Annotated in this window: 25 protein-coding genes; all 25 read right to left on the reverse strand. The window is 60.2% G+C overall.

All coding sequences use genetic code 11. The annotated features are described in order from the left end of the window. Nucleotides 1-23: 23 nt before the first annotated feature. Complete coding sequence (locus DFT_RS18185; protein WP_054032700.1) at nt 24-2,714, reverse strand: bifunctional acetate--CoA ligase family protein/GNAT family N-acetyltransferase; 2,691 nt, start codon at nt 2,712-2,714, stop codon at nt 24-26. Between the two features lie 24 nt (nt 2,715-2,738). Continuing rightward, nucleotides 2,739-3,230: a universal stress protein gene (locus tag DFT_RS18190; RefSeq protein WP_054032701.1), complete on the reverse strand. Its 492-nt coding sequence runs from the start codon at nt 3,228-3,230 to the stop codon at nt 2,739-2,741. Between the two features lie 40 nt (nt 3,231-3,270). After that, nucleotides 3,271-4,236, reverse strand: a complete 966-nt coding sequence (locus DFT_RS18195; RefSeq protein WP_054032702.1) for a protein kinase family protein — start codon at nt 4,234-4,236, stop codon at nt 3,271-3,273. 72 nt (nt 4,237-4,308) lie between these two features. Further along, the gene (locus DFT_RS18200; protein WP_076750785.1) at nt 4,309-4,605 is read right to left on the reverse strand and encodes a hypothetical protein; all 297 of its coding nucleotides are present in this window, start codon (nt 4,603-4,605) and stop codon (nt 4,309-4,311) included. 21 nt (nt 4,606-4,626) lie between these two features. After that, on the reverse strand, nt 4,627-4,875 hold the full coding sequence (locus DFT_RS18205; protein WP_054032703.1) for an MBL fold metallo-hydrolase: 249 nt from the start codon (nt 4,873-4,875) through the stop codon (nt 4,627-4,629). 132 nt (nt 4,876-5,007) lie between these two features. Further along, a complete protein-coding gene (locus tag DFT_RS18210) occupies nt 5,008-5,643 on the reverse strand; it encodes an MBL fold metallo-hydrolase (protein ID WP_054032704.1) in 636 nt (211 codons plus the stop codon). Between the two features lie 13 nt (nt 5,644-5,656). Next, nucleotides 5,657-5,836: a hypothetical protein gene (locus DFT_RS18215; protein WP_054032705.1), complete on the reverse strand. Its 180-nt coding sequence runs from the start codon at nt 5,834-5,836 to the stop codon at nt 5,657-5,659. Between the two features lie 213 nt (nt 5,837-6,049). Further along, the gene (locus DFT_RS18220) at nt 6,050-6,373 is read right to left on the reverse strand and encodes a DUF6955 family protein (RefSeq protein ID WP_054032706.1); all 324 of its coding nucleotides are present in this window, start codon (nt 6,371-6,373) and stop codon (nt 6,050-6,052) included. 451 nt (nt 6,374-6,824) lie between these two features. After that, nucleotides 6,825-7,586, reverse strand: a complete 762-nt coding sequence (gene mtgA, locus DFT_RS18225; RefSeq protein ID WP_083453627.1) for a monofunctional biosynthetic peptidoglycan transglycosylase — start codon at nt 7,584-7,586, stop codon at nt 6,825-6,827. Between the two features lie 85 nt (nt 7,587-7,671). Further along, nucleotides 7,672-7,983, reverse strand: a complete 312-nt coding sequence (locus DFT_RS18230) for a hypothetical protein (RefSeq protein WP_054032707.1) — start codon at nt 7,981-7,983, stop codon at nt 7,672-7,674. A gap of 131 nt (nt 7,984-8,114) precedes the next feature. Continuing rightward, nucleotides 8,115-9,983, reverse strand: a complete 1,869-nt coding sequence (locus tag DFT_RS18235) for a hypothetical protein (RefSeq protein WP_054032708.1) — start codon at nt 9,981-9,983, stop codon at nt 8,115-8,117. 16 nt (nt 9,984-9,999) lie between these two features. Next, a complete protein-coding gene (locus DFT_RS18240; protein WP_152972074.1) occupies nt 10,000-10,461 on the reverse strand; it encodes a hypothetical protein in 462 nt (153 codons plus the stop codon). A 73-nt stretch (nt 10,462-10,534) separates the two neighbouring features. After that, nucleotides 10,535-11,467: an alpha/beta fold hydrolase gene (locus DFT_RS18245; protein WP_054032710.1), complete on the reverse strand. Its 933-nt coding sequence runs from the start codon at nt 11,465-11,467 to the stop codon at nt 10,535-10,537. 44 nt (nt 11,468-11,511) lie between these two features. Beyond that, nucleotides 11,512-15,003 carry a PAS domain S-box protein gene (locus DFT_RS18250; RefSeq protein ID WP_161807201.1) on the reverse strand — a complete coding sequence of 1,164 codons (3,492 nt, stop codon included), beginning with the start codon at nt 15,001-15,003 and terminating at the stop codon, nt 11,512-11,514. A 333-nt stretch (nt 15,004-15,336) separates the two neighbouring features. Continuing rightward, nucleotides 15,337-15,876: a putative adhesin gene (locus tag DFT_RS26565; protein ID WP_200907092.1), complete on the reverse strand. Its 540-nt coding sequence runs from the start codon at nt 15,874-15,876 to the stop codon at nt 15,337-15,339. Between the two features lie 390 nt (nt 15,877-16,266). Then, the gene (locus tag DFT_RS18260; protein WP_054032713.1) at nt 16,267-17,151 is read right to left on the reverse strand and encodes a DUF2971 domain-containing protein; all 885 of its coding nucleotides are present in this window, start codon (nt 17,149-17,151) and stop codon (nt 16,267-16,269) included. Continuing rightward, complete coding sequence (locus tag DFT_RS18265) at nt 17,148-17,336, reverse strand: hypothetical protein (RefSeq protein WP_054032714.1); 189 nt, start codon at nt 17,334-17,336, stop codon at nt 17,148-17,150. Before DFT_RS18265 ends, DFT_RS18260 begins: the two co-directional genes overlap by 4 nt. Nucleotides 17,337-17,572: 236 nt before the next feature. Next, nucleotides 17,573-18,256: an acetate--CoA ligase family protein gene (locus DFT_RS18275; RefSeq protein WP_235506275.1), complete on the reverse strand. Its 684-nt coding sequence runs from the start codon at nt 18,254-18,256 to the stop codon at nt 17,573-17,575. Then, entirely contained in the window at nt 18,256-19,725 is a 1,470-nt protein-coding gene (locus DFT_RS18280) for a CoA-binding protein (RefSeq protein ID WP_054032716.1), read from the reverse strand. The genes DFT_RS18275 and DFT_RS18280 overlap by 1 nt, the downstream gene beginning before the upstream one ends. A gap of 63 nt (nt 19,726-19,788) precedes the next feature. Further along, nucleotides 19,789-20,229, reverse strand: a complete 441-nt coding sequence (locus DFT_RS18285; protein ID WP_054032717.1) for a DMT family transporter — start codon at nt 20,227-20,229, stop codon at nt 19,789-19,791. Between the two features lie 121 nt (nt 20,230-20,350). Beyond that, nucleotides 20,351-20,935, reverse strand: a complete 585-nt coding sequence (locus DFT_RS18290; RefSeq protein WP_054032718.1) for a DNA-3-methyladenine glycosylase I — start codon at nt 20,933-20,935, stop codon at nt 20,351-20,353. A 16-nt stretch (nt 20,936-20,951) separates the two neighbouring features. Next, nucleotides 20,952-22,373, reverse strand: coding sequence for a serine hydrolase domain-containing protein (locus DFT_RS18295; RefSeq protein WP_054032719.1), 1,422 nt, complete (start codon nt 22,371-22,373; stop codon nt 20,952-20,954). Between the two features lie 66 nt (nt 22,374-22,439). After that, complete coding sequence (locus DFT_RS18300) at nt 22,440-23,216, reverse strand: enoyl-CoA hydratase (RefSeq protein ID WP_054032720.1); 777 nt, start codon at nt 23,214-23,216, stop codon at nt 22,440-22,442. A gap of 72 nt (nt 23,217-23,288) precedes the next feature. Next, nucleotides 23,289-24,089, reverse strand: coding sequence for an SDR family NAD(P)-dependent oxidoreductase (locus DFT_RS18305; protein ID WP_054032721.1), 801 nt, complete (start codon nt 24,087-24,089; stop codon nt 23,289-23,291). A 142-nt stretch (nt 24,090-24,231) separates the two neighbouring features. After that, entirely contained in the window at nt 24,232-25,674 is a 1,443-nt protein-coding gene (locus DFT_RS18310) for an acetate--CoA ligase family protein (protein ID WP_054032722.1), read from the reverse strand. Between the last annotated feature and the right edge of the window lies 1 nt (nt 25,675).

The raw sequence follows: 25,675 nt of genomic DNA on the forward strand, positions 1-25,675 counted from the left end.
CCGCAACCTTTGACCTGCGCGCCTTAAAGTGCCAAGGAGACCATCACCACGTCGGGCTCATGGGGATCGCGCCGTCTCTTGAATCCAAATGCCTCGCAGATCCGCAGCATGGGCCGGTTCTCGGACAGCACCTCTCCGAACACCTCTCGGATGCCGCGCTTTCGGGCATAGTCGATGATGCGGCGCATGAGCATCGGTCCTAGCCCCATGCCGGTCATATCACCGCGCAGGAGAATGGCGAATTCGGCGCGTTCGTTGTCCGGATCCGCCGCAATACGCACCACGCCATACAGCTCCGGCTCTTTTTGGGGGGGCGGGGTGCAAAGGACCAGGGCCATCTCCCGGTCATAATCGATCTGGGTCAATCGCGCCGCCATGTCGTGGCTCAAAATTTTCATGGCGTGCAAAAACCGCAGGCGGATCTCATCCTTGGAGAGCCTGGCAAACAGGGCCTGGAATGCCGGTTCGTCCTCGGGTCGCACGGGGCGCAAGTACAGCTTCTGGCCGTCGGAAAGGATCAGCGTCTCCTCCAGTTCCCTGGGATAGGGTCGAATCGCCATGCGCCGGTCGGCCGGAAGACCGGATTCGGCCACCTTGATGCGCGCGTCCAGGGCCAGCACACCCCGTTCATCGGCCAGCAGGGGATTGATGTCGATCTCGGCGACCTGAGCGATATCACTGATCAGTTGCGACACCTTGACCAGGGTCAACGCGACGGCATCCAGATCCGCGGCCGGTTTGTCGCGGTAACCTTCAAGCAGCCGGTAGACGCGCGTACGCCGCATCATTTCCCGGGCCAGATTCATGTTCAGCGGAGGCAGGGCAACGGCCTTGTCCTGAATCACCTCCACGGCCGTGCCTCCGTGGCCGAACAAGATCACCGGCCCGAACTGCACATCCTCGCTGACCCCGACGATCAGCTCCCTGGCGTTGGACCGGCGCACCATGGGCTGCACCGTGAATCCGGTCAACCTCGCGTCGGGCACCGTTTCGCCGATGCGCTGCAGCATGGCCCGGGCCGCTTCCAAAACCGAATCGCCGGATGTCAGATTCAATGCCACCCCGCCCACGTCTGACTTGTGGGTGATATCGGGCGACAGGATCTTCAGGGCTACCGATCCCTCCAGCCGGGCGCTGATCTCGGCGGCCGCTTCGGCGGTGGCCACTTCGCGGGTCTGGACAACGGGTATCTGGTAGGCGGCCAGAACGGCCTTGGCCTCGATTTCGGTCAGCCAGGCGCGCCCCTCGGACAGAACGGCGGCCACGATCCGGCGCGCTGCCTCGGTATCCGGAGCAAACGCTTCGGGAATGTTGGGCGGCGTCTCCATCAACATTTCCTGGCTGCGACGGTAGCGTACGATCTGCATGAAGCCGCGAACCGCCTCGCCCGGTGTTTCATAGGTCGGGATCCGGTTCTCGGCAAATATCCGGCGCGCCTCTCGGGCGGCATCGATTCCCAGCCAACTGGTGAAAATGCCCTGGGAACCGGCGCGTCCGCTCTTTTTCAAGGTATCGACCACCGCCCGGGCCGCTTCCGTGCCCGAGGCCACTGCCGTGGGACAGTTCAAAATCAGCAGGGCGTGAACCCCCTTGTCCTCGAGCAGCACCTTCAGGGCATCCACGTAGCGATCGGGCGGCGCGTCGCCGATGATATCCACCGGGTTGTTGTGCGACCAGGTTCCGGGCAGCACCCGGTTCAGGCGTTCGATGGTGTCGGGCGACAACTCGGCCAGACGTCCCTTCTTATCGATCAGCACATCGGTGGCCAGCACGCCCATGCCGCCCCCGTTGGTCAAAATGGCCAGGCGATCGCCGTAAAAGGGCCGGGCCATGGCCAGGGTCTCCACGCTGTCGAAGAGGGCCTGCATATCCATGACGCGCAACATCCCGGCTCGCTCGAAGGCGGCGTTGTAAACGTCATCCGCGCCGGCCAGGGCGCCGGTGTGGGAGGCGGCCGCCCGCGCCCCTTCCCGGTGGCGCCCGGCCTTGACCACGACCACCGGTTTCATGCGGGCGGCGGCCCGGGCCGCCGACATGAACTTGCGGGCATGGGTGATATTCTCGATGTACAGCAGAATCGCCTTGGCGCTGAAATCGGCGGCCAGGTAATCCAGCAAGTCGCCGAAATCCACGTCCGCCATGTTGCCCACGGAGACGAAGTGGGAAAAGCCGATCCCCCTGGACGTGGCCCAATCGAGGACCGCCGTCTGCACCGCCCCTGACTGGGCGACGAAAGCGATATGGCCGCTGAGCGGTTGGACATGGCCGAAGCTGGCATTGAGCCCCACGCCGGGAACCATGATCCCGAGGCAGTTGGGGCCCACGATGCGCAGCAGATGGGGACGTGCCGCGTCGAGCATCTGCGCCCGCAGCCGCTGTCCGTTCTCGTTGCCGCCCTCGCCGAATCCGGCCGTGATCACCACTGCGGATCGGGTGCCCCGTCGGCCGAAATCTTCGATCAGCTGCGGCACGGCATCGGGCGGCGTGGCGATGACGGCCAGGTCCGGAGCCTTGGGCAGGCTCTTCAGGTCCGGATAGACGGGCAATCCTTCGATGGTCTTGTATTTTGAGTTGACGGGGAAGATCTCCCCCTTGAAACCGGCACCCACCAGATTGCGTGCCAGCACGGCACCGATGGAGCCCGGCCGCTGGCTCGCCCCCACCAGGGCCACGGAGGCGGGTTTGAACATGAAATCGAGATTGCGGATGGTCATCGTCTCACCCCACGGGGCCTGGTGCTACTCCACGACCCAGATCGTGCACTTGCGCGCATGATTCACGATTTTGCTGGAAATGCTGCCAAAAAGAAACTGCTCGCTGCGTGACAGCCCTTGCCGGCCGACCACGATGGTGCTGTAATCGGCGCTGTCCCGTTCCGCCAGGATGCACTCGGCCATGGAAGGACAATAGCGGATGGTCGACCGGGTCGACACATCTTCCGGGGCAAACCCCTTCTCGATCAGCAATTGCCGGTAATCTTCGAGCAGCACATCGATCTTCTTGACATACTGGGCGAGCCATCGCTCTTTTTCCGCTTCGGTGGGAAAATAATCTTCTTCCGGTTCGGGCACCACATGGAGGATCGTCACCTTGAAGCCCTTCAGGCCGCCCAGAAGCTGGCCCACATAGGACACCGCCCTGCGGGCGTTGTGGGATTCATCCACGGCGATCAGGATGTTTTTGTTGAAAACCTTGTCGTCATTTGGATCATGGTCCGTGCTTTTTCCCATGTGCCTCTCCATATGATTCGGTCTATCGCATGATGGTCTGTCACGCCCCCAAATCATTCCGGACGGACTCCAAGTCATGGCGAAATTGGGCCGTGTGTTCATAATACCAGTTGGCTCCCTTGGAGAAATGCATCATCACCCGGTTCAACGATTCCGGAATGTAAGGAAAGATCTTCTTCAAATTGGCCACCCGGTTATGAAAGACAATGTTCAGATCATCCTCTTCCAGCGCGTCCAGATGCGGGCTGCCCTGGTTCTTTAGATCGAACAACAGCACGTCTCCTTTGCCGGCCAGGAACATGAGAATGTTTCCCAGGCCAAAAAGGTCGTACCCGTAAATATTCTCTCGGTGGCGGTAGTTGAAATCGAAATCGATCCAGCGGTAACGGTTGTCTTCCCGATCGACGAAAATGTGATCCCGCCGGATGTCCCCGTGCTTTTCGCCATGCTCGTGCAGAAACTCGATGGCCCTGACACACGCCAGAAAGCGATCGAAGATTTCCGGGAAACGCTCCTTGAAGTAGGTTGGGTGATCCAGATCCAGGGACTCGATGGACTTGGAAAGCGGCCCGCCTTGAATCACATCGAGCACCCGGACAACGTTTCCCTTTTCATCCTCGACGGAAAACCCCTGCATGAAGTTGTCATGGCCCGCCACGAGTTTCAGGATGCGCGCCTCTTTCCGGGGACTGCGAAAGCACTCGAATTCGATGTCGCCGATGTGTGAAAAAAAACTTTCGTAAAAGACGAGCTTGATGATCTTGGCATCCCCGGTCTGCAGATCGATGGCGCGCTTGACCCAGAACTTGACCTCGTCATCCACCCCGAAGCGTCCTTCCTTGGCATTTTGACGCACGAGATAGGGATTGCCGTTGAGGATCACCACGTCACCATACTCCACGCCGAAATAGTCCGTGGTGTCCGTGTGAACCTTCAACCGCCCGGAATCCCAGGATGGCGGAAGCCATCGGGCGGCTTTTTGCCGTATCTCTTCAATGGTCATCATCGTCCGAATGTCACTTTGTAAAATTCTAACATCAATTGGATGCCTACGGCCATCCAAAATTTCGGAAATTGTTCAAGTCTGCGGCACAGCTTTTATTTTTCCATGCTCGATGAGCGCCTGCCAGCCCCGTGACCAGCAATCCGTCCAATCCGCCTCGCCCCGCGCATTGGCCTCGTGCCAGCCGTCCGGAACGGGAAGCCATTGGTAGAGCTCTTTACGCCATGCTTCAAGCAGCAGCGGTTCCCGCTCCATGAAACCGGCCGCACAAAAGACCTGGTTTTTCGACTCGCGTCCGAGCTGCCGCAACGATTGCAGCCCTTCTTCGAAGCGAAGCAGATGGTGATCCACGAGGAGCGTGTCGACATGCATGGGGAGTCTGAGCGCATTTTCCTAGGCAAGGTCCCGCTGCAGGCGGCAGGTTTCAGCGGCGTAACGGTACAGGGGCGGCCCGGACACCAGCACCATGTCCGGATGCCAAGCCAATAGGGTGTCGATGGTCCGGCCATCCAGCAGTTGTGAGTCCGACGCGTGCACAAAGACAAATCCATCCTCTTCGATCCGGCTCATCATGATGGTGTGCGCGGTGCGCTCCTGCGGGCCATGGGGAACGGCGCACGAGAATTGAAAAGGATAAGGCAATGCCCGGGTCGATGAAAATCTTGCGATCCTTCAGTTCGACCCACCAGGAAAGGCCGCGGGCACCCAGGGACTCGGCGCATACGATGTGAATGATCATGATGCTCCCCATCCAGACATCTGGATGGCACTCGGCTAAATTTCGATCACCCGGCCGGCTCCCCCCTCGATGTATTTTCCCGGGTAAAGCGAGGCGATTTCGTCTTTATATTGAGTGCAATGGGTGGCGCAGATGAGTTCCAGACCTTTCAGGGATTCGGGTCGATTGCCGTGCAGGCCGCCGATGATGCCGTAGACTTTGCCAAGATGCAATGCCGCTTCCAGAATGTGCGTCATCCTGGGATGCGAGCATCCCACGACAACGACGATGCCTTTATGCGTTTCTATGCATAGGGATTGTTCGATTCCCTCCAGTTCTCCCGTGCTGTAGATCCCCTCGTACAATTTCCGGGCACGCTCTATCTCGACCACCTCCCCGAGCTTTTTCACGCCTCGCAAAGAGACGGGGACCCACAGCTTGACATCGTTTTTCTGATCCAGGAAAGTGGACAAGCCGCCGGTGTGATCGAAATGGGCATGGGAAATAAAGACATCGGTAATTTCCCTGGGATCGATGCCGAGTTGCGCCATGTTGGAAAGGAGGATGGAGCCTCTCGCACCGGTATCGAAAAGGATCATTTTCCCCTTTGCCTCCACCAGGGCCGAAAACCCCCAATCCGCTTTCAGCTCTTTTTTGAAGGCGGTGTTGTCGTAAACAATCGTGACTTTCATCGTACCCCGCAGACTATCTTTTTGCGGCGCTGGCGCAGGCTTCATCCATACGCGCTTCGATATACCGTCCCAGCGCCTCGTTTTCCTCGTCCGCATGATTCTTGTACCCAATAGATGATGCGTTGGCTTTTGTCGGGGATTCCTGCCATTCCGCGATGAGTTGCGCCAATGCCTCTTGCGTTTCTTTTGTCATTGTGCAGCGTCCTTGTGCGGCGCGCGTGGAGAGTGGAACTTGATTTATAGGTGAGAATGTATTGCAAAATCGCGGACGCGTGTCAATTCCATGTATTTTTTGAATAAAGGCGTCTATTCCGTTATGGGCGCAGCCATAAAAAACCCCGCGGCGATTCAGCGCGCGGGGCTTTTTAAGGTCTCGATCGGCGCGACACCGCGCCGTTGACGTCTATTAGCGCAAGGCAGATCGGGGCGCTTTACCGGCCAGCGGATTGTACAGTTTCATGATGGCGAATTTCATGACATCCAGGGTCTTCATATCAGCGATGATGCCCACCAGCTTGGCTTCCGCTTCGGCCGGCAGTACGCAGGCATTAGAAGCGTCGAAAGCCAGGTCGCTGAAACCCTTGACCAGTTTTTTCTGCTCTTTGGCGGACATCTCCACCTGCACCGCCTTTTTGCCGTCGATCTCGACGATCTTGTCCGCCAGCCCGGCCGCTTCGATTTTGCCGCGTTTCTCATCATCCAGAAAAATATTGATCAAATAATCTGCCATGGGGAATTCTCCTGCTTTAAAGGTCATTGTTGATGGGTGGCCGTTGCAACCACCCAAGGCCTCGATGTTGGTCCTTTGAATATGTGACTATGACGTTGGTGTCAAGTTTCTATACAAAGACGGAGGGATTCTAACTGAATGCCATTCACCAAATCCGGCCCGGGCGGGACAGGTGGCCGATGCCACACGCCAAGCGGTCAAGTGCCGGTAAAAGGCACGGCGGGCGGCCCAGAAACTCGCTGCGCTCAAACAGTCTGGGCCGCTAGTGCCGTTTGCATTCAACCGGCACTATCGACCGCTGGCTGACTTGGCCCTGGCCACCTGCCCCACCCGGGCCTGCTTCAACCGTTGCCATGCGAATTATTTATCAAACGCCTTCTGTAATACATGCCCTTCAAGGTGAATCACATTCAGTTAGAATTGCTGACAATTACAGAGATGTATCCGGCCCTCAGCGGGCACCTATCCCGATCGCGGACAGATAAGCCACACCCCCCAAACGACGCACCTCCACCTGAATATCCGCGGCCCGCTGCGACACGTAGGGGGTTGGCGGCGAGACGCGATGCGTCCCGGGATTGGGCAGGGCCGCGGCCAGAAGGGCGGCCTGGTAACCGTTGAGCCGCGACGGCGGCAAGCCGAAAAACCGCCGGCCCGCGGCATCGGCCCCGAAGATGTCGGGTCCGAACTGGGCGATATTGAGATAGACCTCCAGAATACGCCGCTTGGACCAGACCAGTTCGATGGCCACCGTCAGCCCGGCTTCAATGCCCTTTCGGACCCAACTGCGACCGGACCAGAGAAAGAGGTTCTTGGTCACCTGCTGGGAAATGGTGCTGGCCCCCCTGGGTGTCGACCTGCGCCGATTATCCTCCAGCGCGTCGGAGATGGCCTTGAAATCAAAACCCCAGTGGTCGGGAAAACGCTGGTCCTCGGACGCGACCACCGCTACAGCCAAGGCGGGCGAAATCTTTTTCAGCGGCACCCAGCGGTATGCGACCGGGTTACCCCTGATCTTGTGCCCCAGCATGAACGCACTGGTGGGCACCGGCATCCAGCGCAACAGGAGGATGACACAAAACAGAACGACGGCAAACGCCGAAACGACAATACCCGCCCACTTGGCCGCGGACCTGAACCGCCGGGGGCTGGGTCCCTGCCGTTGTGCCTGCGTCTCGAAATAATCGGACCAGAAGAGTTTGGACTTAAACATCTTCGAGATGACAAAAAAAGCTGCCCGGCAGTTCCACCCAATCACCGATCAGGGGGCTGCCGGGCGACGCGTTTATCACATCTGGTTAGCCGGGGATGGACACCGGTGCGGCCTTGCCGATGAATTCCAGGGTTGCCTCGTACTTGGCACGCAAATCCACTGTGCCCTCATCGATCTCCTTTTTGACCGGACTCCATTCGGTGGGGCACTCGTTCCGCAGTCCGGACAATCGATCTTCCATTTCGGTGATAATATTAACCAGATCGCCGTACTGATACAACACCTTATCCTTATCAACGCCGGGAAGCTTATCAAATTTCCGCTGAAGATCAAACAGGCGGGCCTTCCACACGCCAAGCTCGAGTTCCACATTTTTGCAATAATCGTTTACATTCATGGCTTCTCTCCTTTTAATGAGGTCGTGTTAACTTCACAAGAAAGATATTTAAAATGAAAGTTAACCGTCCCTGAGCATAACGCAATCCGAGGGAATTCAGCGCTGAATGGGGGTCAAAACCTACCAACGTGTCAATTGGGACGGCCCGCATATCCAAAGGGATCGTAGTGGTTGGCGACGAGCACGACCCAACCCGTGGCGCAGGTGCTGGGAATGGGATTGGCATACCAGCCGAAGGGAATCATGGCCCGTCGGCTCGCGTAGAGATAGGGTTTCGATCGGGTCCGGATCAGGCGGGCGTAGCGGTCGGGGCGGCCGGGAAAAGCCTCGTTCGCGTATCGGTCATGGCGCAGGCGCACCAAGGCGGACAGCATCTGCCGTTCGTCGCGGTCCAGGCTCGCGACCCGCGCCTGGGCCTTGGCAGCCCCGTCGGCCGCCGCGCGCAGATAATGCCGGCGGAGGTTGCGCACCATGGTGATGGCGCCGGCAGTCCACTCGGCGGACATCATACCCTGGCGAAAGTCTCCACCGGCGGTCATGCCGTTGCCGTCGCGGTCCGAATAGCCCACGCCCCACAGCGTTTGGCCCGCGCCGTAGCCCCCCCAGCGCTTGACCTGCTGCCAGTTGTCGAAGGCCGCGCCGCTCCCGAACCAATCGTCGATCATGCCCGCGCCGAGGGCCGCCACGCCCCAGGTATTGACATCCACGGCCAGGGGCGAACGCATTGGCACCCACGTCTCGACCCGGTCCGCTGCATTGGCCAGACCGCCCGGGACAAACCCGCCGTCATGCCACGCCCGATGCCTGAAAAAGTCGAGGAGGCCGGCGGTGGTGCGGCCGGAAGCCGATTTCCCACCGTGAAGCATGGTTTGAATGCTGGCCAACGCTTGCCGGATCGCTCTCTTGTCCCGCTCGTCCAGCGTTTTCTGGCCGGCCAAGGTCCCCTCCAAGGTCGCCCGCAGCACCTTCAAGCCGGCATAGAGCGAGAAGTTGTTCTCTACCGACACCTGCTGGGGATGCACAAAGGTGCCGCCCACGTTGCCGGCCGTACCCGCAGGCGCATAGTAGACGGCGCCGATGTCGGACTGCATCGCGGCAAAGGTGGGCAGCAGGGCCAGGGCCTGACGGATCGCCGGATCGTCGAAAGGAATGAAACGGCCCCCTTTATACCGCACGTGGTGCAGATAGGCGGCGTGCAGCGGCCCCAACAGAAACGCCCAGGCGTTTTCACCGGTGATCGGTTTCCAGTCCGACCAGCTGATCCGGCCGCGCCGGTATGCGGGTGTCGGCCCGGTCTGACGGGTCGGCAGCCCTTCAACGGTGATCCAGCGCTCCCAGGGCGTACCCCTGAAAGGATCATCGGACAGCCAGGACCGGCCGAACATGCGGAAGGCAAAAGCGCTTTGGGGATCGGAGACCGACCGGCCGTTGTATCGAAAGATCTCCTTGCGGGTGACGGCCCGATTGGCCCCCTTGACCACCACTTCCGCATCGCCGCAATGGCCTTCGCGAAGTAGCAGGCTCTGGTTGCCGGCCAGATCGTAAGCGTCGGCGGCATATGGATTGATGAAACCGTTGGCCGCCTGCCCCAGGACCACCGCAATCTGCCACACTGCACCATCGTAAATGTTGGCGCCGTTGTGGACAAAGACCCGCTCGATCTGCAGGGGACCACCCGCACCGGGCAGCGGGGAGAGGGTCGAGTCTTCGGGATTGTAGCGGTCGACGACCGCACAGACGACATCCGGCGAGGCGCAGACAAATTCACCCCAGTAGTCCGCGCTGTCGAGGTAGCTCAGCGGCAGGACGCGGCCATTCAAGGCGCCGGCCGTGGCCGTGTAAAGGGCACCGCCGTCGGCATCCCGATCGCTCACCAGGAAGCGATAGGTTGCCGCCAGATCGTCGAAAGCCGCCTTAGCCCGGGCCGACACAAAGGGAATTGAAAGGATGATCCCTATACCGATGAGGCACCGGAACAATCTGGAAAAGCACGTTGTCATGTCGCAACCAGCAGGGTCATGGCGCAACCTCCTGCTCCGCTCCTCTATCCTGGTGCAGGGCACACCACACCCACAGGGTCGTGGCGAGGGGAGTCAGCGCCGTGGCATACCACACCCCGTCGAGCCAGGTCCGGATGTGAATCCCCGCCTGAGGATCGATGGCGGGTTCTCGGAAAAGATAGCCGAGCGACACCGCAACGACCATGATGGCCACGAAGAGGGCGACCGCGGAAACGAGGATGCACGCCAGGATGCGCGTGGCCGGCAGCGACACGGGCAAGCGCAGAAAACGGGGATTGCGCACAAGAAGCCAGACGATCAAGGCCAGGGCGGACAACACCGGCAGCCAGAGCATGGCGGCTTCGAACAGCAGGTGCGGCGCGCCGCCACCTGAAAATGGATTCAATTCCTGAAGTCTTTCGATGAACCTGGGAAAGAGAAACACGAGCAGCCACACCGCGGCCGGTGCGAAAAGCATGCGGCAAATTTGCGACCGCAATTGTTCCAAATATTGCAAAGCAGTCAAAGACAGACGCATCGCCTTATGAACACTACCTCGTATCCGTCAGCATCCGGATCGCCTTGTCCAGGGACCGATTGAACGCTTCCGGACGGTTCATCATCAGGAAATGATCGGCATCCTTCAACACAATGGCCTCATACGACGCCATGTGCCGCCGGTTGGCATCATAGTTCACCGGCCACAGGTCTCCATTCACGGAGATGACCGGGACGCGGATCTGCTCAAAAATCTTTGCCGCTTCACCGCTGATATACTGTTTCAGCATCTCCTCCATGGCACCGATGGCCACCTCCGGCGGCGCGGCCGACATGTCCGCCAGGATCCATTCGCGCAGCCGCCCATCGGTTCTTGGCGAAATCATTTCCCCCACGAACCGCCGGATTTCGGCTTTGAAATCTTTCCTGAACGGAACGACCATTTTATCAGCATCTTCCTGCGTCACCGGATACTCGATATTTTCAAGGGTGTCCACGCCGATCAGGCCGACGACGCGGTCGGGCATGAGACGGGCGGCTTCCGCGATCACCGACCCGCCCATGGAGTGGCCGATCAGGATCACCCGGGCCGCGCCCGCCGCCGTTGTCACCGCACACACATCCTCTCCGAAAGCACGCATACTATAGCGCGTGCGCGTCGCCGCCGAGTGGCCGTGACCGGCCAGGTCGAGGATGACCAGGCGGTGCCGTTTCGCAAAATAGGGCACCTGGGCCCGCCAGTAGCGGGCATCGCAATTCCAGCCGTGCACGAAAACCAGCGTGGGTTCCCCGTTGCCGTGGACCTCACAGGAAATCGCCGTGCCATCCGCGGATCGCACCATTTGGGGCCATTGCGCCAAGGCTTTCGCCGCTCCGAAAACCAGCACCATCAATGTCAGGCCAGTGGTCACGCTCAGCGCCCGCCTGCCGTGGGATCGGCGGCAAAGCCCGCCCTTATTGCGAAACGCAGTTGAAACACTGTTCATCTGTGAGTTACTCCATTGTCAAATGATCGTCCCGACCGTTGCATTCAATCGAGGGCGCGGCGCAGTGCATTGCGCAGATTGGACATGGTGTACGGCTTCTGGATAAACCCTGTCAACCCTCTGCCGATAAAACGTTGCGCCACCTCCTGCTCGCTGTAACCGCTCGACAGGATCACGCGCACATCGCTTCGCATCCTGCGCAGCTCCCGAAATGCCTCCTCCCCCCCCATCTCGGGCATCATGAGATCGAGAATGACACACACGACCTCTGACCCCCGGGTGCGGAAGATCTCTAAGCCCTGCCGGCCATTGGTCGCCGTCAGAACCTGAAAACCCAACATCTCCAGCATCGCAGATGCCACGTCACGGATATCGGGATCATCGTCGACGAGCAGGATAGTGCCGCCGCCATGCAGCGGCGCGCCCTCTTCACCCGGCCTCTCATGGTCGCCTGCTTTCCGCCCCACAGCGGGCAGGAGGATCTTGAAGGTGGTTCCCCGGCCCACTTCGCTGTAAACTTTGATCGCTCCCTTGTGACCCCGCACAATGCCCAGCACCGCCGCCAGTCCCAGCCCCCGGCCGGTAAATTTCGTGGTAAAGAACGGATCGAACATCTTTTTCAGGGCTTCGGCATCCATCCCGCAACCGCTATCCGAAATTTCCAGGTAAACGTAGTCACCCGCGGGGAGACGGTCATCCAGATAGCTCGTGGCCAAATAGACGTCATCGCATGCCATGACGCCGGTCGTGATCGAAATGACCCCTTTCCTGTCGCCCAGGGCTTCGGACGCGTTGGTGATCAGGTTCATGATCACCTGACGGATCTGGGTGGCATCCACCTCCACCGCCGGTAGGTCCTCGCCAAGTGTGTAGCTCAATATCGCTTTCTTGGAAATCGACACATCGAGCATCTGGCCCATTTCCCGGACGATCTCCGAAAGGTCGTGGCAGCCGACCACGAAATGCCCCTTGCCGGAATAGGCAAGCATCTGACGGCACAGATCCGCACCGCGATGGGAGGCCCGGATGACCTCCTCGATATGATTGCGCGCCGGCGACACCGCAGAGAGCTTCAGGGCTGCCAGATCGGCGTTCCCGAGGATGGCCATGAGCAGATTGTTGAAATCGTGGGCAATTCCTCCGGCGAGCAACCCCAGGCTCTCGAGTTTTTGCACCTCGCGCATCTGGGTCTCGAACCTTTGGCGCTCTTCCTCCGCACGCTTTTCCGCAGTGATGTCCTGCACGACGCCAAAGGATTTTATGGGACGCCCCTGTGGGTCATATTCGGTATGGCCGATCTCGTTGACCCACTTGATCCGTCCATCCTCCATCAGCAAACGATGGGCGATTTCGTATGAACTGCCATCTTTGACGGAGCCGTAATAGGCCTGTTCCACCTTTTCGCGATCCGCCGGGTGGATGGCATTCAAAAACGCCTCGGCTGTGGCGCCGAACTCCTTGGGATCGATTTCAAAAAGCGCATACACGCTTTCCGACCATTCCAGCTTATTGCTTACCAGATCCAATTCCCAATTGCCGATCCTGGCGATCCGCTGTGCTTCCTTGAGATTTTGTTCGCTTCGCGCCAGTTTATCCTCCACTTTCTTGCGCTCGGCAATGAACCGCGCCTGCTGAATATTCTGATAGGCCGTGTTGGAGAGTTGATTGGCCAGAGTGAAAAGGGATTGGGCGATCTGTTCGAAAGTCTTTTGGGGCATGACGGGAACTTTGAGCAGGGCATCGCGGAACGCTGCCTCGTCGGCGCCGATGGCGCGCGCGTAGGCCATCGTTTGCGCTTCGCTCTGCGTCTCACTGCGGACCTGGCCGATCAGCCAGCTGGCGATGTGGCGTCCGGCGACGGTGATGCTGGCGCCCGCGCCCAGCAGGCCGGCGCTCAAACAGGCCCCGATGGTCGGCCCGGAAGGATTGTGCCGGCCGAGGGTCGCATCCGAGATCTTGCAGTTTCTGAATCCTATCTCGTTTTTGCGGATGAACTCGCTGCAGAAATAGGTGAAGTTGCTTGGCCGCGTGATGGGTGTCCCGTCAGGTCGGGTGATGAGCGCACCGACGCCCCAGACCTCCGCGAAGAGGTCCTGCAGGCGTTGAAGATCGGAAAGGTTGAACAGGTCTTCGAAGGCAATGTTCTCCACATCGTCCAGAGGCTGGGTGAGCGCCAGGACGCGCTTCTCGAGCGCATCCTCCATGCGTTTGCGGTCCGTGATGTCCGGAAAAACCAGAAATGCGGCGATGATCTTCCCCTCACTGTTGTAAATGGGAGCCGCGCTGACCATCTCGTATCGCCGGCTACCATCCTTGCGCTGTACAATCATCTCCTTGTTTTTGGTCGTTGCCCCCTGGAGCGCCAGGATCAGGGGCAGCTCGTTCCAGGGAACCGGATGGCCCTCGCCGTCGAAATCCTGCCAGGTGGGTGAAATTTCATCCAGGGACCGCCCCGACAAGGACGCTCCATCTATGCCCAGCATCTCCCTTCCGGCATCGTTGGCATATAGAATGACCGCTTCGGGAGCGCTGACCAGGACCATGGGAACCGGTGTCTGGTTGAAGGCCGATTGCAGCAGAATCTTGGTTTCGGCCAGTTCCCTTTCGACCCGGACGCGTTCCGTAGTGTCAAACGCGATACCTGCCACCATGGCCGGCACATCGTGCCCCTCGATCGCGAATTTATAAGTATCAAAGAAAATTTCGGCGCCGTTCGGGTCGGTGAGTCGTTCCTTAACGAGGATCGGTCCCTCTGTCAGGACCCTCAGGTCGTCCCTGCGCATGCGCTTGGCGATCTCCAGCGGGACCATTTCTTCGGTAGTTTTGCCGACGATGCATTGCTGTCCGAGAAGCTGCTCCAGGTATCGGTTGGCATATAATATACGCCCTGAACCATCCTTGATGAAAGCGCTGGCAGGCAGGTGCGCCATGAAGGCGGAAAAACGCCGCTCGCTCTCCCTTAACGCCGACTCCGCCCTCTTTCGTTCCGTCATGTCTCGGCAGATGGTGAAAATCAGTCGATTTCCCGATGATTCGAACAGTCGGGCCGATATCTCCACTGGGACCCGGGTGCCATCCCGTGCCTGGTGAATGGTTTCGAACAGATGATGGCCCTGCCGCCGCAGGGCCTCGAATCGCCCGGGTATCAACTCAGCCTGTTCTGAAGCGTCCACCTCCCGGATGTTCATTTTCAAAAACTCTTCCCGGCTGTAGCCCAACCGCTCACAGGCTTCCCGGTTGGCCTCCAGAATTCGGCCATCCACCTCCAGTATGAATGCGGGGTCTTTCACGACCTCGAAAAAGCTGCGGAATTTCTCCTCGCTCTCCCGCAGCTTGTGCGCCCCCGTCTTTCGTCCCAAAGCATCGCGGACAGCACGGATCTCGTTGAAGAATCGCTTCTTTGCCGTTTCGATCCGCGACGGGGTCATGACGGTTGTGGGCTTGGCCTCGCCGGTACCGGAGGGCTTCACGCCGGCTTGGCCGGACGTCTGGGATTTTGTCCGTTCGTCCAGATCTTTACCACCGTCGATCCTCATACGATCCTTTCCAGCCTCCCGCCAAAAGGGCATCTCTGGCCTTCCTCCTGATGAGCATTGGGGAAAAAGGTCTCTCTCACATGCACCTCATCTTGATAAACGCGCACCTGTTGAGCCCAATCCTTGGGACACTCTGGGAAGATCCCGTTTGTAATGCTTACACATGGGAATACCCCATACAATCAGAAGTACTATAATGTCTGGCACTCCGATTCCGACCATAGCTCTTTCCTTTCAAGCAGCGCTTGGTCATTTCAGTGAGCTCGGTTCGGCACACACATGGGACCATGGTCCCCTATGAAAGTCTTTCCCGTTTACGCCGTCTCCAATTTTTCAGCGCTTGACCGGCTCTAACATGCGGCTGCTGCAGGCGATCCAATGAAGGCGGGATGGTGTATAGGCACGAAGAAAGTAGCTCAACTGTGTAGGGCTCGCCACTGCGTGCCAGTTGGCGCCTCCCGCGGTCGCGGCGGCACCGAGATTCCGCCAGAATTCTCGCGCCGGAAAAAGTGTCATCTCCGGGCAACTCTCGAAGGATCGGATCACTCGGACCGGGCGAAGCGCATTGGGGGCCCCTCTCAGGATAGCTTCGGCTTCACTCACATAAAGAACGTCTCCGATCTCCTTGTAGAACACAACCTCCGTGCCTGCCGGCACCTGCACAAAAATCGAGGACCGACCATCGACGCCCCATCCTCCATGACCGCACACATAAATGTCCATATCCTCCTCCTTGGCAGCACGCAACGCCTGTACGATAAACTGCTCTGTGAGCTGACTGATCGCCGAGGTCTTGAATGCGTCGATGGTCACCTCGCTTATCGCGATAATGTCGCCGGGCGCCTCGTCCCTGATAGTGACCTTTGAATTCAAGATTCCCTTATCCCTTCGACTGAACCGTACATCCATTCATCCGCCATCGATAGGCCAGCCTTGCCCGGCGCGGAGAAAACCAATAACCGTTCTCTACGGCCGCCCCACCTGAGTCTCAACCCTATCGCCGTCCAGATCCGAGGCGCATTTAAGACCGAAGAGAGGATGCGCTTTAAGGTCAAGCTAACCCATTAAAATAATATCTTATAGTTCTCAAAATGGCTAAATTGCAAGCCTGCTGTAAAGAAAATGCCACACTGTTCTGAAACCAGCTGGCCATTGGAGTGGATCACATTTGGCAAGCAGTCGGAAATATCTATAGAAAACAAATGGTTCAAGGCAAATGAGTGGCCACATATTGCTGGCAGTGGTCTAAAAATTGAAATATATCTATTTCTGACGGAAGGGGATCTGGCAGTAGTCGGCACCTCGCGCGGGCGTGACCTTATTTTTGCGCAGGTACATGTTCAGGGAGTTCATGGAGATGTTGATGTTGGGCGTCGGGCCCAGAAAGACGTGCTCCAGTGCGATGGGCCTGCCGTTCTCGGGCTGGAACTTGAATTCCACGTAGGGAACCAGCATGGAGGCGCCTTCGCGAAAAAGCACCGGGGCGTTGAGATAGTCGGTGATGGCCGGCGAAACGATGCGCCACTCGGCCTCTTCCTCGAACGAGGGATGCTTGAGCACGGCCGCGATGCGCAGCAGGTCGCCTTCGATGTGCTGGAACGCGGCGTGGTAGGGCAGCGAGCTGCAGGGATTGTCCGAATCGGATACTTTGGGGCGCTGCTCGACAAGGGCTTCGACGGCGTCGACCACCCTGACGATGAGCCGGCGCTGTTCATCCGGATCGTAGATGCACTTGCCGATCTGAAACGACTGGGCTTGGGCGCATTTGAGGATATAGGCGGGGTTGAAGCCCAGGCTGACGCCCTTGCCCAGTCTGCTGTAACCGCGCCACTGGCTGAGCAGGTTGCCGTTGGAGCGGAACGAAGCGCCGAAGAGCAGGTGGCCGTTGGTGATGCGATGGGAGACCCAATCGAGGAACTGGTTGAGCAGATTGGGGTTGGGATGGCCTGCGGCGATGCGCCGGCTGATCTCCTTGGCGATCAGGTCGGCCGTGTGCTTGAGTTCGGCCGAATCGTTCATGTAGCGGATGTCGCTGGCCCACAGGGCGCGGCTGCCCACGATGCCCAGGAGACCGGAGAAGGTGGTGTAGTGATAGAGGATTTCCCGGGGGATGTCGGCGTAAAGTTTCTGAGTGATGTCCTTGATCATTTGTATCGTTTCAGGTCGTACTTGTCGGCCACTTCGCGTCTCTGTTCGGCGGAGAGGGAACGCATGTAGCCCCGCCAGCCGGGGCACCAGGAGGTGTGCCAGCGCCACAGGCGGCCGAGCAGTGAATTTGGATTCCGGTCATATTTGGCCCGGAAGGCGCACGATTCACACTTTGGGGTAGGCATGACAATCACTTCCTTTCCCTTGCGGCTCAAATGGCGCAAGGTACGCGTGGAACAATGGACCGATGAGCGGCCCGGCCGCCTTGGGCTTGCCCACCAGCTGGGGCACCCAGCGGTTCAAATGATAGATCAGCGGCATGGTGCCTAATCGCGCCACATCGATGAATCGGATGCGCTCTGAGGACAAATTTTTTCATGCAACGCCGATATCGGGCCAATCGGCCATTTGTGGACCGGCGCTATTTCACCACGATCAACGCATCCACGGCCACCGGTCGGGCGCCGTCCAGAATCACGGGGTTGAGGTCGATTTCGGCCACGGCCTCGATCTCCACGCCGATCTGCCCGATGCGGATCAGCATGTCGGCCAGGGCCCCGGTGTCGGCGGCCGGCATGCCGCGCACGGCCTCCAGGATCTTATGGCCCTTGATGTCGCCCATCATCTCCATGGCGTCATGGTGTTCGAGGGGCGCCTTGCGGAACGAGATGTCCTTGAGAATCTCGGTGAATATCCCGCCCAGGCCGAACATGACGCAGGCCCCGAACTGGGGATCGCGCGTCAGGCCCATCACCAACTCGCGCCGGCCGCCGATCATCTCCTGGACCAGCACGCCGCCCTTGCCGTCCAGGCCGGCCATGATCCCGTCGAAGGCGGCAACGGCTTCGGCCTCGCCACGGACATCCACGCGCACGAGGTTCTTTTCGGTCTTGTGTGCGATCTCGGCGGCGCACCCTTTCATCACCAGGGGAAAGCCGATGGCGTTCAGGGCGCCGGCCAGGGCCGCGCGATCCCCGACCAGAATCTCCCGGGTCACGGGAATGTCCCAGGCGGTCAGCACCTGTTTGGCTTCGTATTCGGAGAGCGTTTTGCGCCCCTCTTTGCGGGCGGTCTCGATCAGTTGCAGGGCTTGATCCTTGTTCATCATGATTTCCTTTCATAATACGCGTTGAGATGTCCGATGGCCCGAAGTGCGTCGCGCAATTCCGCGAATACCGGTATGCCGCGCTCGATGAAGGCGCGGCGGGCATCCACGAACATATCGACCACATCCAGGTGATCCGGCCCGCTCTTGGGGTTGGACAGGATGACGACGATGGGTTTGCCGGTTTCCGCCGCCACCTCGCGGATGTCGTCGGCCAGTTCCAGGTAGGGGGTCACGGCCTTGATCGGTCGTCCTGTCAACATGGCCATATTCTTATAATGATGCAGCAGGGAAGTAAAGATCTGCAGATCGATGCGCGGATCGCCGGCCGCCAGTCGCATGATCGCCTTGAGCGTTTTGGGTGGCACGAAGGGATTGGCCACGTCCACCGGATTGCCGGGGCTCGATCCGGGTTTGGGCAGCAGTTCGTCGATGCGGCCGGCCAGATCGGGTTCAAAGGCCGGGATCTGCAAGCCGAAGTTTTCGGCCAGGTCCGCGGCCGCCACACCCAGGGCGCCGCCGCCGCCCAGCACCGTGATGTTGTGAAAAGTCTGCGGGGGCAACAGGCTGAAGGCCAGGCAAGTCTGCACCATCTCGCCCATGTCGCCCACCTGCACGGCATTGGCCTGGCGCAGGATCGACTGCCAGATCTCGCGGCTGCCGCCCATGGAGGCGGTATGACTCTGCACTGCCCGGCGGCCGGCCGCCGAGAGGCCGCCCTTGTTGACGATCACCGGCTTTCTGGCCGTGGTGCGCCGCAGGGATTCGAAAAAAGCGTCGCCGTCGCGGATGCCCTCGATATACATGGCCACCAGGCCGGTTTCAGGATCCTCGCGGTAATAGTCGAGCAACTCGGTTTCGCGCAGATCGCAGCCGTTGCCGAAGCTGACCACCTTGCTGAATTTCAGGCCCACCGACTTGCCGGCGTTGGCAAAATCCACGGCCATGCCGCCGCTCTGGGACGAGAAGGCTACCGGACCGGTCTCCCGGGAAAGGTCGGGACCCGGCAACACGGTAAGGCCGCTGCGGGGGCAGTAGATGCCGAAACAGTTGGGGCCGATGACGCGGATGCCCCGGGCCGCCACCCGCACGATCTCTTGTTCCAGGGCGATGCCCTCGGCGGTTCCCAACTCCTTGAAACCGGATGAAAAAATTTCGGCGCCGGCTGCACCCTTGAGGCGGCACGCTTCGAGCACTTCGGGCACGGCCCGGGCCGCCACGGCGATGATGGCGAAATCGATGGCGCGGGGAATCTCCTCCACGCTGCGATGGATCGGCTCGCCGTTCAACTCGCCGCCCTTGGGATTGACCAAGAAAATTTCACCTTCGAACCCGATGAGCCGCAGGGAGACGAAAATGCCGGCGCCGAAGCCGAGCCCCTCCTGGGAAACCCCGACGATGGCGATCCGTTTGGGATGGAAGATGCGTTCGAAGTCGATTGGGGATGTTTGCGTTGTCGTTGGGGCCATGGGCCGGTTACCTCCTTGGATCTTGTGTGGCACGTTGCTGCGGCATGGGAAAACCTCCCTTGCTCAGAGCGTGGAAAAAACGGCGCCCAGCATGACCAGGGCGGCGCCGACGAGTTTCTTGGCGGACAGTGGATCGACCGGTGTGGAGAGCAGGCCGAAATGGCCGACCACCAGGGCGGTGAGGATCTGGCCGCTCACGGTCAAGATGAAAAACTGGCGCACCCCGATGCGCGGGATCAGATAGGTGGTGGCCAGGACGATGAAGGCACTGACGAAGCCGGTCAGATACAAATAGATGGGCACGGACCTGAGGCGCACCAGGCTGGCGGGATCGCCCCACACGGCGAACAGAACGATGGAGGTGACCAGCGCCATGAGAAAGAAGGTGATGTTGGCCGTGATGGCCGATCCCAAATGCCGGGAGACCATGCTGTTCATCGGCAGATAGATGGAAAGCAGGGCCCCGACCAGCAGGGAGAGGAGGGTGATAACTATGGGGGGCATGGCGTGCTCCGTATCTTTTTTTGCCTGCTCGTACTCGATCTTTACACTAAATGGCTTCGCAAAAAGCCCAAACGCCTCTTCGACTGCATTCCGGCGAAAGCAGGAATTCATTCACATGCGGCTATCGCTGCATCACCAAGATCTCCCCGTGTCGGAAGCAGCCGACCAGATGGTCGTTGATCACGCCGGCGGCCTGCAGGAAAGCGTAGCAGATCGTGCTGCCCACAAAGGCGAAGCCGGCCTGCTTGAGCGCCTTGCTGACCCGGTCGGAGAGCGGCGTATTGGGCGGGATCTGCTCCGCCCGCTTCCAGCGGTTGTGCACCACCCGGCCGTCGGTGAACGACCAGATGAAGTCGCTGAACGATCCGTGGGCCTCTGCCAGCGACAGAAAGCAGGCAGCGTTGTGGACTGCGGCGCGCACCTTCTGGCGGTTGCGGATGATGGCCGGATTCAACAGGGCCGCTTCGATCTCCGGTTCGGTCATGCGCACCATACGCAGGGGGTCGAAACCGTGAAAGACCTGTCGGAACGCTTCGCGCTTGTGCAGCACGGTACGCCACGAGAGACCGGCCTGAAATGCGTCCAGGGTAATGTGTTCCATCCAGAGGCGGTCGTCATGAACCGGCACGCCCCACTCATGGTCATGATAGGCCACCATGAGGGCATCGTCGCTGGGCCAGGGGCACCTGGGTTTGTCGTCTTTCATCTGGATACCGGCTCCTTCATGGCAGGGCCGCCAATACGTCGTGGATAAAGCGGCTGGTGTTCCATGTGCTTCGGTCGGAGGTGGCCCCGAAGCGCACCAGGACCGTGTCGCGGGATGGGATGACGATCACCTTCTGTTCCTGGAACCCTTCGGCGGCATAAGCGTCGCGCGGGGCATCGGGCCACCGTCGGTCGTTGGGATCGCCCGGCGCGCCGGCATTGAGCCAGAACATGGCGCCGTACTCCCCTTTGGGCGCCGGCGGTGTGGGCGTGGTCGTATAGGCCACCCACCCTTCGGGCAGGATGCGCTCGCCGTTCCAGACGCCGTCCTGCAGATAGAGCAGGCCGAAACGCGCCCAGTCCCGGGCCGTGGCGAAGATATAGGAGGAGCCCACGAAGGTGCCCGAGGCATCCGGCTCCAGGATGGCGCTGGACATGCCGATGCGGTCGAAAAATTTCTCATAGAGCGCCGGGTAATAGTAGGCGGCATCCGGGGCTACCGCCTCGCGCACGATGCGCGCCACGATATTGGCCGTGCCGCTGGAGTATTGCCACTCCGTACCGGGCGGCGCGGCGAGCCGCTTTTCCGCGGCAAAGGCCCCAAAATCTGCGCTGCTGTAAAGCATGTTGGTGACGTCGTAAAAGGGTGCGTACACCTCGTCGAAGGCGAGGCCGCTGCTCATGCGCAGCAATTGATCTGTCGTGATCGATCTCTTTGGATCGCTGGGATCATTCCACTCGGGCACTGGGGCCGGGGCCATGATATCGAGCTTGCCCTCACCGACCAGCACGCCCACCAGGGCGCTGGTCACGCTCTTGCTCATGGACCAGCCAAGCATGGGCATCTCCTTGTGAAAACCGTCGGCATAACGCTCGGCGATCAGTTGCCCGCGATAGACCACCAGGACGGCCCGGGTGTTGCGCCTGGGCTCGGGACCGGGTTCGGCGAAGGCCTGGTCCACGACCTGCGCCAGCCGGTCGGCATCCACGCCGACACCGGCCGGATCGACCGGATCGCCGCTGCCGTGCGGCCACGGTCGATCCGACGGGCGCGCGGGCGGCAGCCGCTTGAAATCCGGGGGGAGCGGCGGCTTGGCGTTCATCCCGCCCGCGGTCGTGTTCGCGATCAGGCTACAGCCGCACCCCTCCCGGTAGATGGCCGTACTGGAGACGAGTCCCAGCGACGAGGCGCGGACGCTCCTGGCGACGGGGTCGATCTCGTAGGAGACCAGGTGCGCCATGGGATTGACCGGCAGCACATCCTCGCGAAAGACGGGTTCCGGGTCGCGCCCGGAAATGAAGGTGCTCGAACAGAGATACTTGGCAGTATAGCCCGTACCGATGGGCATGCCCTTGAAAAAGGAGGCGATCAGAGCGATCACGGCCAGTCCGCCGACCAGGATCCCACCGATGAGGCCTAATTTGACGCTGCGTTTCATGTTGCAACCATTGGTAGTTCGTGTCCGTTCACAAATAGGCCAATTGGCCACTTTGGATGGCCACCGTTAACGGTTTTTCCACTCGGGCGTTTTCTTTTCGATGAATGCGCTGATACCGATCTGGGCATCCTCTGCCAGCATATTCAAGGCGATGGTCTGGGTGGCCACCTCGAAGGCCTTCTGGTCGGTCGCATCGATCTGGGCGTAAAACCCCTGCTTGCCCACGGCCAGGACGTAACGGCTGGCCTCGGCGATCTGTCCGGCAAGGGTTTCGGTCTCGTCGGCCAACTTGTCCAAGGCCACCACCCGGTTGACCAGCCCCAGGGCCTTGGCTTCGTCGGCCGGGAAATAGCGACCCGTGAGCAGCATTTCGAGGGCGGCCTTACGGCCGATGGCACGGCTGATGGCCACTGCCGGGGTGGTGCAAAAAAGTCCGATCTTGACGCCTGGCGTGGCAAAGCGCGCCCCCTCTTCGGCGACCACCAGATCGCACCACGACACCAATTGGCAGCCGGCGGCCGTGGCCACGCCTTGGACCTGGGCGATAACCGGCTGCGGCATGGCGTGGATCAACTGCATCAGGCGGCCGCAGTTTTCGAAGATCTGTTTGGCCCGCCGGGCGCCGGCGCCCACCATCTCGGACAGATCGTGGCCCGCGCAGAAATGCTTGCCCGCAGCACGAATGATCACTACTTTGACCGATTCATCCTGAGAAACGGCTGTCAGGGCGTCGATCATCTCGGCGATCATCTTCTGCGAGAGCGCGTTGATCTTTTGGGGCTGGTTCAGGGTCAAAAACGCGACCGGGCTTTCGGTGGCAAAGAGGATCTGCTCGTATGTCATGCGAAACCTCCTGTGGGATTGAATCCGATCTTCCTCCGGACCGGCAGGCGCGCTGCCGGCCCGGGGAGCCGACTATTTCTTTTCGTAGAACAGCGAGGTGCGGCCGCCGTCGACCACCAGGTCGTGGCAGTTGACGAAGCTGCCCTCGTCGCTGGCCAGAAAGAGCGCGGCGTAGGCGATATCCTTGTCCAGACCGGCCCTTGGGATGGGCGTGGCATTGGCCAAGTTTTTCATCAATTTTTCCATTTTCTTCTTGTTGGTCTCCTCATCCAGGGTGTTGGCCACTTCGGAACCGCCCCAGAAGATGGGCGTGGCGATGGCGCCCGGCGCAATGGAGTTGACCCGGATATTGAAAGGCCCGAGCTGCACGCCGGCCATCTTGGTGATGTGCACCACGCCCGCTTTCAATGCGCTGTAGAGATAGCCGCCCTGGTTGCTGCGGATGGCGGCGATGCTCGAGTTGTTGATGATGCAGCCCGACTGCTGCGGCTTCATCGCCGCCGCAGCGTATTTGATGCCGAGGGCCACGCTGCCGAGCAACAACTTGGCGCTGTATATAAAATCGTCCATGGTCACGGTGTCCAGCGCGCCGCGATCCTTGCCGCCAGCGTTGTTGAACATGCAGTCGATGCGCCCGAACCGATCCACGGCCATTTCCACCAGGGCCTTGATGTCGGCCTCCTCGGTGACATCGGCACGCTGATAGACGACATTGGCGCCCAGCTTGGCGGCCAGTTTGGCGCCCTTTTCTTCCGACCGGCCGGCGATGACCACCTTGGCCCCTTCGCCGGCAAACACTTCCGCCGTGGCTGCACCGATACCGCTGGTGCCCCCGGTAATGACCGCAACCTTGCCTTCCAGACGTCCGCTCATGAGAATACCTCCGTAAGTGAATAAGTTTTATGTATTGACGCAACCTCGTGTCTTTAATGCTTTCAGGCCTTCATTCGGGCGGGGATAAACCCCACCCCTACGAGGCCGGAGATGCAAATGGTTCGTTGTATTGAATCCTTCCTTATGTTTTCTTCCCCCGCACCCGCCCGTAGTGCACCAGCGCATACATGGCCCGGGCGCACTGCTCGGGCGAGCTGTAGACCGGGATGCCGCCTTCGCCGAGCATCTCCTCCATGATGTCGTTTTCCAGGTTGGCGAAACGCAGGCAGATGACCGGTTTGCCGTATTTGCCGGGCAATGCGGCATACCGCGCGCCGCCGTCGATGGCCGCCTTGATGTGCGGCGGGTGATCCGCAGCGCTGCGGTCGACCACCAGATGGCTGTCGAAAAGTTGGGGGCTGACCGGTACGTTGCTGATCACCCCGTCGATGTAGTCGAGCCGAAGAAACTGCTCGATGATCTCCGCCTCCTGCATGGCCGTGCGCGTGGCCCCGGCGAAATCGACCGGGTTCCGGGCCGGCGGGGCATGGGACGGCAGTAGGGCGTTGATCCGCGCGGCCGTGTCAGAATCGAGCCGGGGCAATTCCAATCCTAGTGCGGCGCAGGCGTCGGTGCCCACCACGCCCTGCCCCCCGCTGCCCAGGATCGCCACCCGGTTGCCGTTGGGCAACGGCAGGCCGGCCAGGGCCTGGGCCATCTCGAAGAGGTGGAACGACTCGCGCACCTGCAGCAGCCCGATCTGCCGGCAGATGTTGTCGAAAACGATGGACGAGCCGGCCACCGATGCGGTGTGGGACAGGGCCGCCCGTTCGGCGGCCTCGGACCGGCCGGCCTTGTAAATGACTATCGGCTTTTTCCGGATCGCCCGCCGGGCCACCTGGAAAAACCGTTCACCGTCCTTGAACCCCTCGACATAGAGGGCGATAACATGGGTCTCGGGGTCGTCGGCCAGGTATTCCACGTAATCGGCCACGCCGAGGTCGGCCTGGTTGCCGATGCTGACAAATTTGCTCAGGCCGTAGCCCTGGGATGCGGCCACCTGGGCGATGGAGACCCCGAAGGTGCCGCTCTGGGAGACGAACGAGATCGAACCGGATTTGGGGGCTTGCTGAAAACAGAGGCTCAGACGGCCCGATGCGCTGAAGATACCCATGCAATTGGGGCCGACGATCCGGATGCCCTCGGCGCGGGCCACAGCCATCATCTCGTTTTCCAGCCGCCGCCCCGTCTCGCCCGTTTCGGCAAAGCCGGCGGTGATCACCACCGCCCCCTTGATCCCCCTGGCGGCGCATCCTTTGAGCAGGTCCGGAACCGTGGCCGTGGGCGTGGTGATCACGGCCAGGTCGATATGGCCCGGTACGTCCCCCACGCTCGGGTAGGCGGCGAGCCCGAGAATCTCCTTCTTACGGGGGTTGATCGGGTAGATGGGGCCCTGGTAACCGGTTTTCAGGGGCCGGTCGACCATGCGATGGCCCCATTTGCCGAAGGTGTCCGATGCGCCGATCACTGCGATGGATTTTGGGTTGAAGATGGCCTCGAGCGCATCCAGGGACGAGGGGTGCAAA

The sequence above is a fragment of the Desulfatitalea tepidiphila genome (assembly GCF_001293685.1).
Taxonomy (GTDB): Bacteria; Desulfobacterota; Desulfobacteria; order Desulfobacterales; family Desulfosarcinaceae; genus Desulfatitalea; species Desulfatitalea tepidiphila.

Excerpts from the sequence above, each read along its gene's own strand:
- DFT_RS18185 (WP_054032700.1), bottom strand. The coding sequence starts at position 2,714 with ATGACCATCCGCAATCTCGATTTCATGTTCAAACCCGCCTCCGTGGCC.
- DFT_RS18190 (WP_054032701.1), bottom strand. The coding sequence starts at position 3,230 with ATGGGAAAAAGCACGGACCATGATCCAAATGACGACAAGGTTTTCAAC.
- DFT_RS18195 (WP_054032702.1), bottom strand. The coding sequence starts at position 4,236 with ATGATGACCATTGAAGAGATACGGCAAAAAGCCGCCCGATGGCTTCCG.
- DFT_RS18200 (WP_076750785.1), bottom strand. The coding sequence starts at position 4,605 with ATGCATGTCGACACGCTCCTCGTGGATCACCATCTGCTTCGCTTCGAA.
- DFT_RS18210 (WP_054032704.1), bottom strand. The coding sequence starts at position 5,643 with ATGAAAGTCACGATTGTTTACGACAACACCGCCTTCAAAAAAGAGCTG.
- DFT_RS18215 (WP_054032705.1), bottom strand. The coding sequence starts at position 5,836 with ATGACAAAAGAAACGCAAGAGGCATTGGCGCAACTCATCGCGGAATGG.
- DFT_RS18220 (WP_054032706.1), bottom strand. The coding sequence starts at position 6,373 with ATGGCAGATTATTTGATCAATATTTTTCTGGATGATGAGAAACGCGGC.
- mtgA (WP_083453627.1), bottom strand. The coding sequence starts at position 7,586 with ATGTTTAAGTCCAAACTCTTCTGGTCCGATTATTTCGAGACGCAGGCA.
- DFT_RS18230 (WP_054032707.1), bottom strand. The coding sequence starts at position 7,983 with ATGAATGTAAACGATTATTGCAAAAATGTGGAACTCGAGCTTGGCGTG.
- DFT_RS18235 (WP_054032708.1), bottom strand. The coding sequence starts at position 9,983 with ATGACAACGTGCTTTTCCAGATTGTTCCGGTGCCTCATCGGTATAGGG.
- DFT_RS18240 (WP_152972074.1), bottom strand. The coding sequence starts at position 10,461 with ATGCTTTTCGCACCGGCCGCGGTGTGGCTGCTCGTGTTTCTCTTTCCC.
- DFT_RS18245 (WP_054032710.1), bottom strand. The coding sequence starts at position 11,467 with ATGAACAGTGTTTCAACTGCGTTTCGCAATAAGGGCGGGCTTTGCCGC.
- DFT_RS18250 (WP_161807201.1), bottom strand. The coding sequence starts at position 15,003 with ATGAGGATCGACGGTGGTAAAGATCTGGACGAACGGACAAAATCCCAG.
- DFT_RS18260 (WP_054032713.1), bottom strand. The coding sequence starts at position 17,151 with ATGATCAAGGACATCACTCAGAAACTTTACGCCGACATCCCCCGGGAA.
- DFT_RS18265 (WP_054032714.1), bottom strand. The coding sequence starts at position 17,336 with ATGCCTACCCCAAAGTGTGAATCGTGCGCCTTCCGGGCCAAATATGAC.
- DFT_RS18275 (WP_235506275.1), bottom strand. The coding sequence starts at position 18,256 with ATGAACAAGGATCAAGCCCTGCAACTGATCGAGACCGCCCGCAAAGAG.
- DFT_RS18280 (WP_054032716.1), bottom strand. The coding sequence starts at position 19,725 with ATGGCCCCAACGACAACGCAAACATCCCCAATCGACTTCGAACGCATC.
- DFT_RS18285 (WP_054032717.1), bottom strand. The coding sequence starts at position 20,229 with ATGCCCCCCATAGTTATCACCCTCCTCTCCCTGCTGGTCGGGGCCCTG.
- DFT_RS18290 (WP_054032718.1), bottom strand. The coding sequence starts at position 20,935 with ATGAAAGACGACAAACCCAGGTGCCCCTGGCCCAGCGACGATGCCCTC.
- DFT_RS18295 (WP_054032719.1), bottom strand. The coding sequence starts at position 22,373 with ATGAAACGCAGCGTCAAATTAGGCCTCATCGGTGGGATCCTGGTCGGC.
- DFT_RS18300 (WP_054032720.1), bottom strand. The coding sequence starts at position 23,216 with ATGACATACGAGCAGATCCTCTTTGCCACCGAAAGCCCGGTCGCGTTT.
- DFT_RS18305 (WP_054032721.1), bottom strand. The coding sequence starts at position 24,089 with ATGAGCGGACGTCTGGAAGGCAAGGTTGCGGTCATTACCGGGGGCACC.